Origin of the sequence: Allobosea sp. (assembly GCF_030695125.1) — a bacterium.
Taxonomy (GTDB): domain Bacteria; phylum Pseudomonadota; class Alphaproteobacteria; order Rhizobiales; family Beijerinckiaceae; genus Allobosea.
This window is the reverse complement of the sequence record NZ_JAUYTP010000068.1, coordinates 168,442-183,465: the sequence shown is the minus strand read 5'-3', so window position 1 is coordinate 183,465 and position 15,024 is coordinate 168,442. Positions and strand designations below refer to the sequence as shown.

General features: G+C 68.6%; 10 protein-coding genes. 8 read left to right on the top strand and 2 right to left on the bottom strand.

The window, feature by feature from the left end; translation table 11 throughout:
* Positions 1–291 precede the first annotated feature (291 nt).
* The 6 genes from Q8S38_RS20555 (at position 292) to recN (ending at position 8,497) form a co-directional block, all read left to right on the top strand.
* On the top strand, positions 292–1,227 hold the full coding sequence (locus tag Q8S38_RS20555) for a cell division protein FtsQ/DivIB (protein WP_305682201.1): 936 nt from the start codon (positions 292–294) through the stop codon (positions 1,225–1,227).
* On the top strand, positions 1,224–2,552 hold the full coding sequence (gene ftsA / locus Q8S38_RS20550; protein WP_305682200.1) for a cell division protein FtsA: 1,329 nt from the start codon (positions 1,224–1,226) through the stop codon (positions 2,550–2,552). The genes Q8S38_RS20555 and ftsA overlap by 4 nt, the downstream gene beginning before the upstream one ends.
* A 153-nt stretch (positions 2,553–2,705) precedes the next feature.
* Positions 2,706–4,388 (top strand): cell division protein FtsZ, encoded by a 1,683-nt coding sequence (gene ftsZ, locus Q8S38_RS20545; protein ID WP_305682199.1) that lies wholly within the window; start codon positions 2,706–2,708, stop codon positions 4,386–4,388.
* Positions 4,389–4,699: 311 nt separating this feature from the next.
* Complete coding sequence (gene lpxC, locus Q8S38_RS20540; protein ID WP_305682198.1) at positions 4,700–5,647, top strand: UDP-3-O-acyl-N-acetylglucosamine deacetylase; 948 nt, start codon at positions 4,700–4,702, stop codon at positions 5,645–5,647.
* Positions 5,648–5,815: 168 nt separating this feature from the next.
* Complete coding sequence (locus tag Q8S38_RS20535; protein WP_371125929.1) at positions 5,816–6,751, top strand: outer membrane protein assembly factor BamD; 936 nt, start codon at positions 5,816–5,818, stop codon at positions 6,749–6,751.
* A gap of 60 nt (positions 6,752–6,811) precedes the next feature.
* Positions 6,812–8,497 (top strand): DNA repair protein RecN, encoded by a 1,686-nt coding sequence (gene recN / locus Q8S38_RS20530; protein WP_305682197.1) that lies wholly within the window; start codon positions 6,812–6,814, stop codon positions 8,495–8,497.
* A 29-nt stretch (positions 8,498–8,526) separates the two neighbouring features.
* Here the strand turns inward: recN and Q8S38_RS20525 are convergent, their stop codons facing one another.
* Positions 8,527–8,910, bottom strand: a complete 384-nt coding sequence (locus Q8S38_RS20525) for a hypothetical protein (RefSeq protein WP_305682196.1) — start codon at positions 8,908–8,910, stop codon at positions 8,527–8,529.
* Positions 8,911–9,271: 361 nt separating this feature from the next.
* Between Q8S38_RS20525 and Q8S38_RS20520 the strand changes: the two genes are divergently transcribed.
* Entirely contained in the window at positions 9,272–11,503 is a 2,232-nt protein-coding gene (locus Q8S38_RS20520) for a DEAD/DEAH box helicase (protein WP_305682195.1), read from the top strand.
* 247 nt (positions 11,504–11,750) lie between these two features.
* On the opposite strand, the gene Q8S38_RS20515 is transcribed toward Q8S38_RS20520, so the two are convergent.
* Positions 11,751–12,554: a DUF2189 domain-containing protein gene (locus Q8S38_RS20515; protein ID WP_305682194.1), complete on the bottom strand. Its 804-nt coding sequence runs from the start codon at positions 12,552–12,554 to the stop codon at positions 11,751–11,753.
* Positions 12,555–12,774: 220 nt separating this feature from the next.
* Here Q8S38_RS20515 and ligA point away from each other — a divergent pair, with 220 nt between their 5' ends.
* A complete protein-coding gene (ligA, locus tag Q8S38_RS20510) occupies positions 12,775–14,931 on the top strand; it encodes an NAD-dependent DNA ligase LigA (protein ID WP_305682193.1) in 2,157 nt (718 codons plus the stop codon).
* Positions 14,932–15,024: the final 93 nt, after the last annotated feature.

The following is a 15,024-nucleotide window of genomic DNA, read 5'->3' as shown; positions in this document are numbered from 1 at the left end:
CCGGTGGCCGGCAAGAAAGCGCGCGCGATCCACATCGTCATCGCTCAAACTTTACCAAAAATTTACCAGCAGATCGAAGAGTGGCGTTAACGGCGCATCAAGCAATCGGGTGCCGGGACGCCAGCCATTGAGGGCCTTCGCGACGACGACACCGAAAGGTTCGTTCGCCCGGAAGCCAGCGGGCGACCCGGAACGACCGAGACCCCGCGTGATGCCCGAACTGGCTGCCCAAACGGGCCTCAACTTCGGTGAACGCGTCAGATGGACGGTGCAGGACGCCTCCCTCGATCGGTGAAGACGGCAGCGGCTCCGGCCGCCTCGCGTTTGCCGGTCCCGGCTCCCGGGCCGCAACTGCTCGTCGGTGAGCGGAGCGGTCGCTGGCTGCGCCGCTCGCGCCGCAGCGCGGTGGCCGTGCCGCTGGCGCAGCGTCTGCCGCGGCGGCTGGGCACCTGGCTGGCGCTCGGCTTCATCAGCCTCAGCCTGGGAACCGGCACGGTTCTCGGCGGACATCTCGACACCCTGCGCGAAACCTATGGCGAGCCGCACCACATGCTGGCGAGCCTGGTCGGCTTCGGCATCGACCGTGTCACGATTTCGGGCATCGCCGAGCTGTCCGAGGTCGAGGTCCTGGTCGCGGCGGGAATCGATTCGAAGACCTCGCTCGCCTTCTTCGATGCCGACCAGGCCCGCAAGCGGTTGGAGTCCGCGCCGCTGATTCGCGAGGCGGCGGTCCGCAAGCTCTATCCCGGCGAAGTCGCGATCACCCTGGTCGAGCGCGAGCCCTTCGCGCTCTGGCAGGTCAAGGGCGAGCTCTTCGTCATCGCTGCCGATGGCACCGTGATCGACAAGATGGATGATGGCCGCTTCGCCCATCTGCCACTCGTCGTCGGGCCCGAGGCCAACAGCCGTGCGCGCGAATATGTGGCGCTGCGGGGTCAGGCTGGCGCAATCGCCCCCCATATTCGCGCGGCGACGCTCGTCTCGGGTCGGCGCTGGAACCTGAAGCTCGACAACGGCATGGATGTGCGCCTTCCCGAAGTCGAGCCCGCGGCGGCCGTCAAACGGCTGGCCTCGCTGCAGGCCGATTTCCGGATCTTCGACAAGGACGTGATGGCGATCGATCTGCGCCAGCCCGACCGGGTCGTCATGCGGCTGACGGAGGAGGGCGCCGCCGCCCGCGCCGAGCAGCTCAAGAGCAAGACCAAGAAGAAGGGAGGCGAGGCATGAACCACCTCACCTCCCAGGGACTGACACCGCGAATGCGTCCGCTCTCGTCGCGCAAGAGCGCGACGCTGTCGATTCTGGACATCGGCACCAGCAAGGTCGTCTGCCTGATCGCCGAGTTGAACCCGGCCGAGGCGAATGAACGGCTGCGCGGCCGCACCCATGTCGCGCGCATCATCGGCATCGGCCATCAGCGCTCGCTCGGCCTCAAGGGCGGCGCGATCATCGATCTCGAAAGCGCCGAGAAGGCGATCCGCGCCGCGGTCGACGCAGCCGAGCGCATGGCCAAGGTCGAGGTCCAGTCGGTCATCGTCAACCTGACCGGCGGGCGCCTCGCCTCGCAGCATTACGCGGCCAGCGTCGATCTGCGCGCCGGCTCTGTGGGCGACGGCGACGTCAAGCGCGTGCTCGCCCATGCCGCGACCCATGCGCTGCGGCCCGGCAAGGCCGTGCTTCATGCCCTGCCGACGGGCTATGCGCTCGACGGCGTCCCGGGCGTGCTCGATCCGCGCGGCCTGATCGGCGGCAAGCTCTCGGTCGACATGCATGTCGTCGCCAGCGAGGCCTCGGCCGCGCGCAATGTCATGCTGGCGGTCGAGCGCTGCCATCTCGAGGTCGAGGCGGTGGTCGCGACGCCTTATGCCTCGGGCCTGTCCGTGCTGGTCGACGACGAGGCCGAAATGGGCGTCGTGGTCGTCGATCTCGGCGGCGGCACGACGAGCCTCGGCGTGTTCTCCGGCGGGCACCTGATGCATGCCGATGCGATCGCGGTCGGCGGCAACCACATCACCATGGACGTGGCGCGCGGGCTCTCGACCCGGGTTTCGGCGGCCGAGCGTCTCAAGACGCTGCACGGCTCCTGCATCGCCAGCGCGTCCGACGAGCGCGACATGATCTCGGTGCCGCAGGTCGACGACGACGAGCGCGACACGCCCAACCATCTGCCGAAGTCGCAGCTGGTGCGGATCATCAAGCCGCGCGTCGAGGAAATCCTCGAACTGGTGCGCGACCGCCTGACCCAGGCCGGATTCTCGGCCCAGGCCGGGCGCCGCGTCGTGCTGACGGGCGGCGCCTGCCAGCTCACCGGCCTGCCCGAAGTGGCGCGTCGCATCCTCGGCGGCCAGGTCCGCACGGGGCGGCCGCTGGGCATCAAGGGTTTGCCGGAGGCCGGCAAGGGCCCGGCCTTCGCGGCGGCGGTCGGCCTGCTGGTCTATCCGCAGGTGGCCCATGTCGAGCATTTCGAGCCCCGCGCGGGGCAGGCGTATTTCGCCACCGGGACGGACGGGTATTTCTCCCGCGTCGGCCGGTGGCTGAAGGAGAGTTTCTGATCAGGGCGCGGAGCAGCGGGCACCCGTTTGTCCGCATCCTGATCGAAAAACGAGTGAGTACCGGCTTTTCGCTTCGCGGCGGGCCACGGCGTCGAATGTAGCAATCGGGACGGCTCCCGCCAGGCGCCGGACAAAGGATCAAAAGAGGCAACCATGGCGATGAATCTGCAAGCCCCGGACATCCGGGAACTCAAGCCCCGGATCACGGTGTTCGGCGTCGGTGGTGCCGGCGGCAATGCCGTCAACAACATGATCGAGGCCGGTCTCGATGGTGTCGATTTCGTGGTCGCCAATACGGATGCCCAGGCGCTGGCGCTCTCGCGCGCCTCGCGGATCATCCAGATGGGCCTGCAGGTGACCGAGGGTCTCGGTGCCGGCTCGCAGCCCGAGGTCGGCCGCGCGGCCGCCGAGGAGGTGATCGACGAGATCCGCGATCACCTCGCTGGCGCGCACATGGTCTTCATCACCGCCGGCATGGGTGGCGGCACCGGCACGGGCGCGGCTCCCGCCATCGCCCGCGTCGCCCGCGACATGGGCATCCTGACGGTCGGCGTCGTCACCAAGCCGTTCCAGTTCGAGGGTCACCGCCGCATGCGTATGGCGGAAGCCGGCATCGGCGAGCTCAACGAGGCGGTCGATACCCTGATCGTCATCCCCAACCAGAACCTCTTCCGCGTCGCCAACGAGACCACCGGCTTCGCCGACGCCTTCGGCATGGCCGACCAGGTTCTGTATTCGGGCGTCGCCTGCATCACCGACCTGATGGTCCGTCCGGGCCTGATCAACCTCGACTTCGCCGACGTGCGCGCCGTGATGCGCGGCATGGGCAAGGCGATGATGGGCACCGGCGAGGCGCAGGGCGACAAGCGTGCGCTGAACGCGGCCCAGGCGGCGATCAACAACCCGCTGCTCGACGACGTCTCGATGAAGGGCGCGCGCGGCCTGCTGATCTCGATCACCGGCGGGCGCGACATGAAGCTCTATGAGGTCGACGAGGCCGCCACCCGCATCCGCGAGGAGGTCGACTCCGAGGCCAACATCATCGTCGGCGCGACCTTCGACGAGGCGCTCGAGGGCATCGTGCGCGTCTCGGTCGTGGCGACGGGCATCGACAAGCCGGTGACCTCGCAGGCCGAGATGGACGAGACCGAGGCCCGCATCGCCCAGGTTGCCGAGCGGCTGAAGGCCGAGGCGCGCCTGCGCACCGCGCCGCCCGCCCGCCAGGCTGCGCCTGCGCCGGCCCCGGTCGAGCCGCCGCTGGAGATGCGGATGCCGATCTCTATCGACACCCAGCCGCGCGCCAGCCTCTCGGAAGACATCCGCATCGAGCCGGCCCAGCCGCGTCCGGTGATGAGCGCAGCCCCCGCGCCGATGCTGCCGCCCGAGCCCGCCCCGATGCTGGAGGAGAGCTTCATCCCGCCGATGCCGGAGCGCTCCGTGGTCCGCCCGACGCGCATGCCGCGGGTCGAGGATCTGCCGATGCCTGCGCAAAACCAGATCGCCGCCAACCGGATCGCGCAGACGGCTCCGCCGGCGCCGAACATGGCCGACCAGAAGCGCATGTCGCTGATGCAGCGCCTCGCTTCCGTGGGCTTCGGCCGCCGGGACGACGAGGCGGCCGAGCCGCAGCCGATGCCGGTGCGCCAGGCCCCGCCCGCTCCCGCGATCCCGCAGGCGCCGAGCGCGGCCCATGCCGAGTATATGCGCCGCCCGGCGGCTCCGGTCGCCCGCCCGCCGCAGGGTCAGCTCGACCCGCATGGCCGCGCCGCGCCGAATCGCAGCAGCGAGGAGGATCATCTCGAGATCCCCGCCTTCCTGCGCCGGCAGGCGACCTGAGCCGGAGGCCAGACTTCACGGCTTGTAAACACCACCCCGGCGCGCTGTGCGCGCCGGGGTTTTGCTCTGCCAAAAAGCCTAAGGAATTCAAATCGATACCTGCTGAGGCTCCGGTTCGCTGCGCTGTAACAGAGCGAAAGAAAGCGTGATTTTGTGACCCTGCTCCAAAAGCTTATGTTGCAGCCGCACCATGGGATACCGGAACAGGGCAACGTCCTGCTCCAGCCTTCAGACACATCGCCAACGACCCCTCGTCGCCCGGTCACAAGCCGATGAAACGGCGTCGTTCGCGATCAGGATTGGATACCCGAATGAGCTTCGATCGGCAGACCACCCTGCGGGCCCCTGTGACGCTGACCGGTATCGGTGTCCATTCCGGAGCCCCCGCAACGATCTGCCTGAAGCCTTCCAGCGCCAATTCCGGCATCGTGTTTCTCCGCGCGGGCCTCGAAGATGCTCCCGCGCAGCTCATCCACGCCAAGCACACCAAGGTCAGCGCGACCGAACTCTGCACGGTGATCGGCGACGGCGCCTCGGCTTCGGTCGCGACCATCGAGCATCTGATGTCGGCCTGCGCCGGTCTGGGCCTGGACAATGTCCTCGTCGAGATCGACGGGCCGGAAATGCCGATCATGGACGGCAGCGCCGCCGAATTCGTGACGGCGATCGAGGCCACCGGCATCGTCGGCCTCTCTGCCGCGCGGCGTTATCTCAAGGTGCTGCAGCCGGTGCGCGTCGAGCATGGCCGCGCCTTCGCGGAACTGCTGCCTGCGGCGAACGGCTTCCGCCTCGATGTCGAGATCGATTTCGACACGACGGTGATCGGCCGCCAGCGCAAGGTCTTCGATCTCGAGGCTTCGGCCTATGCCCAGGAAATTTCGCGCGCCCGGACCTTCGGTTTCATGCGCGATGTCGAGCAGCTCTGGAAGGCTGGTTTCGCGCTCGGCGCTTCGCTCGACAACACCGTCGCCGTCGGCGACGACAAGGTGATCAACCCTGAAGGCCTGCGCTATGGCGACGAGTTCGTCCGCCATAAGGTTCTCGACGCGATCGGCGATCTGGCGCTCGCCGGCTATCCGATCATCGGCGAGTTCCGCTCCTATTGCGGCGGCCACCGCATGAATGTGCGCATTCTCGAGGCGCTTTTCGCCGACCGCGCCAATTACGCGATCGTCGAGGCCGAGCCGGTCTATGCGCCGCGCCGCGCCGTGCAGATGGCCGCGGCCGCGCCGGCCGCTTTCGCGCCGGATGTGCACTGAAGGCCAAGCGCCGCTTTTTCCGCCCCAGCGCCTTCCTGTTGCCGGTTTTCTGTCGAATAGACGACGCTGTTGCCGTGGGCTTGCGCTTTCGGCAGTGGCGCGGCTTCGGCGTCTGAGGTAAGGCATGCATCCCCACCGAGCGGGGACGATGACAAGAGGACGGACGACGTGAGCGTCAAGCGGCTGAACACCCCGACATCCAAGCGCGCCGAATCGAACAAGTCGGTGGGGAGGGGCGCTGCCCTGGCCCTTGGCGCCGCCCTGTTGCTCGGCGGCTGCGACACCGTCTCGTCGCTCAACCCCTTCGACCGGCCCGAGGTCTACAAGCCCGAGGTCAAGGAGGTCGTTCCCGCCGACAGGCTCTACAATGAAGGGCTCGCGCGCCTGCAGAACGGCGACAGCGAAGGCGCCGCCAAGAAGTTCGACGAGATCGACAAGACCACGCCGTTCTCGCCTTATGCGCGCCGCGGGCTGATCCTCGCCGCCTATACCAATTACCAGGCTTCGAAGTGGGAGGAGACGATCACCGCCTCCAAGCGCTTCATCGCACAGAACCCGGCGAGCCCGGATGCCGCGTATGCGCAGTATCTGATGGCGATGTCCTATTTCAACCAGATCCCGGACGCGACGCGCGACCAGGAGCGCACCCAGCTCGCTATCGCCGCCTTCGAGCAGCTGATCCAGAAGTATCCGAAGTCGGAATATGTGCTCGACGCCAAGGAGAAGCTTCTGGTGGCGCGTGACCAGCTCGCCGGCAAGGAGATGAATGTCGGCCGCTTCTATCTCGAGAAGCGCAACTACACCGGCGCGGTGAACCGCTTCCGCGATGTCATCACCAAGTACCAGACCACCCGCCACGTCGAGGAGGCGCTGATGCGCCTGACGGAAGCGTATATGGCGCTGGGCATCACCAACGAGGCGCAGACGGCGGCAGCCGTTCTCGGGCATAACTTCCCCGACAGCCCGTGGTACAAGGACGCTTATGTCCTGCTCGAAAGCGGCGGCCTGCAGCCTCGTGAGGATCGCGGCTCCTATATCAGCCGGGCCTTCCAGGGCTTCTCGCGCGCGGTCACGGGCATCGTCGGGTTCGGCGGCCGGATCTAGTCTCGCCCGACAAGAGGGTCGCTCGCGCATGCCCCGCCCCTCGAGTTTGCGCTGAGTGCCATGCTGGTCCAACTGTCGATACGCGACATCGTCCTGATCGACCGTCTCGACCTGACGTTTCGGGACGGCCTGAGCGTGCTCACCGGCGAGACCGGCGCCGGCAAGTCGATCCTGCTCGACGGGTTCGCTCTGGCGCTCGGCGGGCGCGGCGATGGCGGTCTCGTGCGCCATGGCGAGGCACAGGGCCAGGTCAGTGCCGTCTTCGACCTGCCGCATGAGCATGGCGCCCGCAAGCTCGCCCAGGCCCAGGAAATCGACACCGACGGCGATCTGATCCTGCGCCGTGTCCAATATGCGGACGGGCGCACGCGCGCCTTCGTCAACGACCAGCCGGTCAGCGTCCAGATCCTCAGGATGATCGGGGCGGCGATCGTCGAGATCCATGGCCAGCATGACGATCGCGCGCTGACCGACCCCGCCCAGCACCGCATGATCCTCGACGGCTTCGGCGGGTTCGAGGCGCAGGCCGAGAGCGTGGCCGCCGCCAGCGAGACGCTCAAGCGCGCCCGCCAGGCCCTGCAGGCGCAGCGAATTCGCGTCGAGGCGGCGCGCAAGGAGGCCGATTTCCTGCGCCACGCCGTCGCCGAACTCGGCAAGCTCGCGCCCAAGCCCGGCGAGGAGGAGGGGCTCGCAGCCCAGCGCCAGGGCATGATGCAGGCCGAGAAGGTCGCCCGCGACCTGATCGACGCCTATGAGGCGGTGGGCGGGCAGGGCTCGCCGATATCCGCGCTGTCGGCCGTGCTGCGCCGGCTGGAGCGCCGGGCCGGGCAGGCGCCGGCGCTGATCGACCCGTCGCTTGCGGCGCTGAACACCGCGATCGTCGCGCTCGAAGAAGCGGGCGAGACGCTCTCGGCCGGCATGCGCGCCGCCGAATACGATCCGCGCGAGCAGGAGCGCGTCGAGGAGCGGCTGTTTGCCCTCCGGGGCGCCGCCCGCAAATACGATGTCCCGGTCGATGGCCTGGTGCCGCTGGCGCAGAGCATGACAGCCGATCTCGCGGCGCTCGACGACAGCGAGATCTCGCTCGGTCGGCTCGAAGACGCGCTGCAGAAGGCCGAGGCGAGCTTCGTCGCACTCGCGGGCAAGCTCTCCGCAGCCCGCCAGAAAGCGGCGGCGAAGCTCGACGCTGCCGTGAAGGCCGAATTGCCGCCGCTCAAGCTGGAGCGGGCCCGCTTCATCACCAAGATCGACAGCGACGAGACGGCGCGGGGCCCGGAAGGCTTCGACCGCGTCGAGTTCTGGGTCGAGACCAATCCGGGCACGCGGCCGGGGCCGATGATGAAGGTCGCCTCGGGCGGCGAACTCTCGCGCTTCATGCTGGCGCTCAAGGTCGTGCTGGCCGAGCGCGGCTCGGCCCCGACGCTGGTCTTCGACGAGATCGACACCGGCGTCGGCGGCGCGGTCGCGGACGCGATCGGCGAGCGGCTGGCGCGGCTCGCCGGCAAGGTCCAGGTGATCTCGGTGACCCATGCGCCGCAGGTCGCGGCCAAGGCCTCCCAGCATTTCCTCATCGCCAAATCGGCGCTCGCCGGTGACGCCGCCTCCCGCACCGTGACGCGGGTGACGGCGCTTGAAGATCAGGCGCGGCGCGAGGAGATCGCCCGCATGCTGGCGGGCGCGAGCATCACCGAAGAGGCGAGGGCGGCCGCCGGGCGGTTGCTGGAGGCTGCCGGGGTGCGTGGGTAGAAGGAGGCCAGCCGCGCTTCGGCTGAACCTCACCGCCCTGGAATGAACTGCGCGTCACTGATGGTGAAGGCACCCTGCGCTGAGGCGACCGTGAACTCCAGCGCGCCGCGGCACCCGGCCGGGGCGGCCGCGCCAGCCTTCGCGCCGGCATTGGCGCAGTGGCGTTCGAGATAGGTGATGGTGTCCTGCGGCATGCCGGTATCGTCGAGGCGCACCGTGCCGCTGGCGTCCTGGGCGAGGCCGCCGCGGGCCATGGTGAAGCCGGAGACGGTGACGTTCTCGACGCGGATGAAGAGCCCGGCGAGTTCGGCGCGGCGCTGTTTGACCTCGGCCAGCGTCATCATCTGCGCGCCGTCCTGGGCATGAGCCTGCGCGCTCGCCGCCAACACCACCGCCACGATCACCCACCGCATCCGCATCGCTTTCCCTGCAAAGGGCGGCGGGATCGCGCGACGGGCCTGAGTCGTCAAGGCCACAAGAGCTGATCAAACCTGCTCTGTCATTCCGGGCGAGCGCAGCGAAGACCCGGAATCCATCGTCGGGCGCTGCGCTCCAGGATGGATTCCGGAGCGGCGCCGCTGGCGCGGCTTGTCCGGAATGACGGCCCGTTTGGATCGTCGGGCGTACCCTTTCAGGCAGCGATTGCCACCACGGTTTCTTTCCGTCGCCATTTGCGCTATGAGCCGCTGCAATCGATGGCTGCGACCACGCCCATCGCCGACATCCTGCGCCGTCATTCCGATCTCGCGCCGTAACCTTTAGGCCCGTTTATCCATGTCCTTTCTGACCTCGAGTGCGCCGCTCGCGCGGGCGCTCGCCGAACGCAATTATTCCGATCCGACGCCGGTACAGAGCGCCGTGCTGGAGGCGGCCGCCGCCGGCCGCGACCTGCTGGTCTCGTCGCAGACGGGTTCCGGCAAGACCGTCGCCTATGGCCTCGCCATCGGCTCGACGCTGCTGGGCGAGGCCGAGGCCTTCGGCCGCGCCTCCAAGCCGCTCGCCCTGATCATCGCGCCGACGCGTGAACTGGCCCTCCAGGTCCAGCGCGAGCTCGCCTGGCTCTACAAGCACGCCAATGCCCGCATCATCGCCTGCGTCGGCGGCATGGACCCGCGCCGCGAGGCCGCGCTTCTGGATGAGGGCGCCCATATCGTCGTCGGCACGCCGGGCCGCCTGCGCGACCATATCGAGCGCCATCGCCTCGACGTATCCGCGCTCAAGGCCGTCGTGCTCGACGAGGCCGACGAGATGCTCGATCTCGGCTTCCGCGACGACCTCGAATTCATCCTGAAGACGACGCCGGCCGAGCGCCAGAGCCTGCTGTTCTCGGCGACGCTGCCCAAGGCGATCATCCAGCTCGCCAAGAGCTACCAGAATGATGCCCTGCGCATCGAGGTCGCCGCCACCCCGGGCGGCCATGCCGACATCGAGTACCGCGCCATCCGGTGCTACCCGAAGGAAGCCGAGCTCGCGGTCGTCAACCTGCTGCGATTCCATGATTCGCCGTGCTCGCTGGTGTTCTGCAACACCCGCAACGCGGTCCGCCATCTCGAGGCGATCCTGCTGGAGCGGGGCTTCTCCGCCGTGGCGCTCTCGGGCGAACTCTCGCAGAGCGAGCGCAATTCGGCGCTGCAGGCGCTGCGCGACGGCCGGGCGCGCGTTTGCGTCGCCACCGACGTCGCCGCGCGCGGCATCGATCTGCCGGGCCTGACGCTGGTCATCCATGCCGAACTGCCCAACGACCCGGAGGTGATGCAGCATCGCTCCGGCCGCACCGGGCGGGCCGGCAAGAAGGGCACCAGCGTGCTGCTGGTGCCGCCGTCGCGCCGGCGCAAGGCCGAGATGCTGCTGGCCGAGGCCAAGGTCGAGGCCGTCTGGGCCGGCCCGCCGACGCAGGACGAGATCCGCGAACTCGACAAGGAGCGCCTGCTCAGCGACCCGATCCTGACCGGCGAGCCGGGCGAGGTCGATGCCGCGATGGTCGAGGCGCTGATCGCCGGCCGTACGGTCAACGAGATCGCCGCCGCGCTGGTGCGGATCTACCGCGCCCGGCTGCCGGCTTCGGAGGAGGCCGGGGACCCGAATTTCGCGCGCGACGAGCGCCGTCCGGCCCGGGCCCGCGAGGATTACGCGCCGCGCGAGGGCCAGCGCTTCGGCGAAAACCGCGACGACAGCCCGCGTTCGGACGCACCGCGCCACAAGTCCGGTCCGCGTGGCGACACCGTCTGGTTCCGTCTGAACATCGGCCGCAAGGACGGCGCCGATCCGCGCCAGCTGCTGCCGATGATCTGCCGCCGCGGCAAGATCACCCGCGACGAGGTCGGCGCGATCCGCATCTTCGACAAGGAGACCAAGGTCGAGATCGACGCCGATGTCGCCGAGCGCTTCTACGAGCTGGCCAAGGCGGTCGATCGCGACAAGATCGTGATCGAGCCGGTCACCGGCGAGGAGGAGCGCCGCCCGGCCAAGCCCTTCGCCGAAAAGGCGAGCCATGCGCCCGCGCCTTATTCCAAGCCGGAAGGCGATGCGCGCCCCGTCCGGGCCTACGAGAAGAAGCCGTACGAGAAGAAGCCCTACGAGAAGAAGCCTTACGAAGGCGGGGAGAAGAAGCCCTACGCCAAGAAGGCCTATGAGCCGAAGCCCTATGAGGGCAAACCCTCGGAAGGCGGCGAGCCGAAGCCGTATGAGGGCAAGAAGAAGGCCTATGAGGGCAAGTCGAAGCCCTTCGGCGCGGCCAAGCCCTACGATCCGGTGCGCAGCGAGCGTGACGCGCTGTCGGACCCGAACGTCTCGTTCCGGTCCGGCCCCAAGCCGCGCTACGACAAGCCGGCCGGCGACAAGCCCTATGGCGAGAAGAAGCCCTATGCGCCCAAGCCGTTCGGCGCGGGCAAGTCGGGTGGGGGCAAGCCATTCGCGGGCAAGCCCTTTGCCGGCAAGCCCGCCTCACGCGACGGCGATGCCCGCCCGGCCGGCAAGGCGCCCTACAAGGGCAAGAAGCCGCGCTGAGATGATTGTGGGCTGATCATCGGGCCGCGTTGGCGCCGCCGACCCTTCCTCAGCGCAGGCCGAGAAAGGAGAGGATGGCCAGGACGACGACGATCAGTCCGACGATGTAGATGATGTTGTTCATGGATGGTGCCCCCGGAAGAAGGGCGGGCCCGTTGGCCCGCGCGCCCGTGAGCCTCGTCGCTCACGCTCCATGAACCTCGCTTTCCGGCGATTGTTCCCCGCTCTGCTTCGGGCGGGGCTGCCCTCAGCCGTCGACCACCTTGCGGTAGAGATGCCAGGAGGCGTGGCCGAGAACCGGCATGACCACCACGAGTCCGACCAGCAAGGGCAGGCTGCCCAGAACCAGCAGCCCGCTGACGATCAGGCCCCAGATCACCATCACGCGCGGGTTGTGCTCGACGGCGGCGATCGAGGTGCGCACCGCCGTGGCGACATCGACGCGCCGGTCGATGATCTGCGGAAAGGCGACGACCGAAATCGAAAAGGCGACGATGGCGAAAAGCAGCCCAACCAGATTGCCGGCGACGATCATCATCCAGCCCTGCGGGGTGGTGAAGACGGTGCGCAGGAAGTCTGCGGTGGAGACGTCCGCCGGCAGCCCGAGCAGGCCGCGATAGATCACCCAGGCACAGATCAGCCAGGCGATGAACAGGCCCGTCAGCATCGCGCCCAGCAGCAGGATCTGGCTGATCGCCGGGGAGCGCAGAACGGCGAAGGCATGCTCCCAGCCCGAATCGAGCTGGCGCTCGCGCCGGCGGCTGACCTCGTAGAGCGCGATCGCGGCGAAGGGGCCCAGCAGCGCAAAGCCTCCGAGCAGCGGAAACAGCAGCGGGAAGATGTTGAAGCTCACGGTCGCCTGCGCGAGCAGCACGCCGATGACGGGATAGATCAGCGCGACGAAGACGAGATGGCTGGGCTGGGCCTTGAAATCCTCCCAGCCGCGGGCGAGCGCATCGCGCAAATCCGCGACGGTGATGGTGTTGATGCGCGGCAGCGCGGGGCCTTGGTCCCGTGCGGCGGCGCGCAGAGGAGCATTGATATCGGCCATGGCGTGTCTCCCGGTTGCGGCCCGGTTCGCCTTGCAGCCCTTTGACGCGATCCTTGGGTCAACGGCCTGAAGGCGTCGAGCTTCCAATTCCCAGCTGGTGCCACGATAGCCCGAAATGCACGCCCTGTCGCTTCCGACGCGAACACGAATGCGGGAGAGCGGTCCCTCGCGCGGCGCTCCTGCCCTTTTTCGACGACGGCTTCTCGCCTAATGAAGGGCCATGAGCATGCCGCAGCCGATCCCCGTCTCCGATCTGACCGCCCGCCAGGCCAAGGTCGAACACAAGCGCCTCGCCGCCCAGGTCGAGGCGGCCAACATCGCCTATCACCAGAACGACGCACCGGTGATGGACGACGCCGCCTTCGACGCGCTGCGCTTGCGGCTGGTGGCGATCGAGGACGCCCATCCGGAACTGAAGGAAGCGGCCTCGGCCAGCGCCAAGGTCGGCGCCAAGGCGTCGGGCAAATTCGCCAAGATCCGCCATCGCGTGCCGATGCTCTCGCTCGACAACGCCTTCACCGACGAGGCCGTGGCCGAATTCGTCCAGCGCGTCCACCGCTTCCTCGGCCGCAAGGAGGAGGACCCCATCGCCTTCACCGCCGAGCCCAAGATCGACGGGCTGTCGCTCTCACTGCGCTATGAAAACGGCGCGCTCGTCCATGCCGCGACGCGCGGCGATGGCGAGGAGGGCGAGGACGTCACGGTCAACGCCCGCACCATTGCCGAGATACCGCAGGCGCTCGCCGGGCCGGACGTGCCGGCGGTCGCGGAGGTGCGCGGCGAGGTCTATCTGGGCCATGCCGATTTCGCAGGGATCAACGAGCGCCAGCGCGAGAAGGGGCTGCCCGAATTCGCCAATCCGCGCAATGCGGCGGCAGGCTCGCTGCGCCAGCTCGACGCGACGATCACGGCCTCGCGACCGCTGCGCTTCTTCGCCTATGCCTGGGGCGAGATGCCGGAGCTGCCGGCGCCGACGCAGTCGGGCGTGGTCGAGGCCTTCGGGCGCTGGGGCTTCCGCACCAATCCGCTGATGCAGCGCTGCGAGAGCGTCGAGGCGCTGATCGCGCATTACCGGCTGATCGAGAGCCAGCGCGCCACGCTCGGCTACGACATCGACGGCGTGGTCTACAAGGTCGATGATCTCGCGCTTCAGGCGCGGCTCGGCTTCGTCTCGCGGGCGCCGCGCTGGGCGATCGCGCACAAGTTCCCGGCAGAACTCGCGACGACCGTGCTGGAGGCGATCGAGATCCAGGTCGGGCGCACCGGCGCGCTCTCGCCGGTGGCGCGCCTGCGCCCGGTGACGGTCGGCGGCGTCGTCGTCACCAATGCGACGCTGCACAACGAGGATTACATCCGCGGCTACGATTCCAAGGGCGAGCGCATCCGCGACGGCGAGCCGCCGGACATCCGCGTCGGCGACACGGTCACGGTGAAGCGCGCCGGCGACGTGATTCCGCGGGTGGCGGCGGTCGATCTGAGCCAGCGGCCGGTGGGGGCCAAGCCTTACGTCTTCCCGACGCTCTGCCCCGCCTGCGGCAGCCATCCGACGCGCGAGATCAATCCGCGCTCCGGCAAGGAGGATGCGGTGCGCCGCTGCACCGGCGGGCTGATCTGCCCGGCGCAGGCGGTCGAGCGGCTGAAGCATTTCGTCTCGCGCGACGCGCTCGACATCGACGGGCTCGGCGACAAGCAGATCGAGTTCTTCCACGGCGATCCCGACCTGCCGGTGAAGGAGCCGGCCGACATCTTCACGCTCGCCGCGCGCGACGCCGCCAATCTCAAGAAGCTGAAGGACAAGGAAGGCTTCGGCGCCCAGAGCGTGACCAAGCTCTTCGCCGCGATCGAGGAGCGCCGGACGCCCCCGCTCAACCGCTTCATCTTCGGGCTCGGCATCCGCCATATCGGCGAAACCAATGCCCGCCTGCTGGCGCGCCATTACGGCTCCTTCGACGCCCTGCGGGCGGCGGGGCTGGCGGCGGCCGACCCGGTCTCGCCAGAGCGGCAGGAGCTCGACGCGATCGATGGCGTCGGGCCCACCGTGGTCGAGGCGCTGACCGATTTCTTCGGCGAGCCGCACAATGAGGAACTGCTCGACCGCCTGTTGGCGCAGGTGACGCCGCAGCCGCTGGAGGCCGTCGCCTCCGCCAGCCCCGTCGCCGGTAAGATCGTGGTCTTCACCGGGGCGCTCGAGCGCATGACCCGCGACGAGGCCAAGGCGATGGCGGAGCGCCTCGGTGCGAAGGTCGCGGGCTCGGTCTCGTCCAAGACGGATCTGCTGGTGGCCGGGCCGGGCGCGGGCTCGAAGCTGAAGGATGCGCAAAAGCACGGCGTCCAGGTGATCGACGAGGCCGGCTGGTTCGATCTCGTCGGCGGCTGAGCCGGCCGCCTATTCCCTGCCAGGTCCTATCGGCGGCGCTGATGCGCCCGATCACTTTTCTTCAAGACGGCCCCCGCGTGATCGGGTTTAACC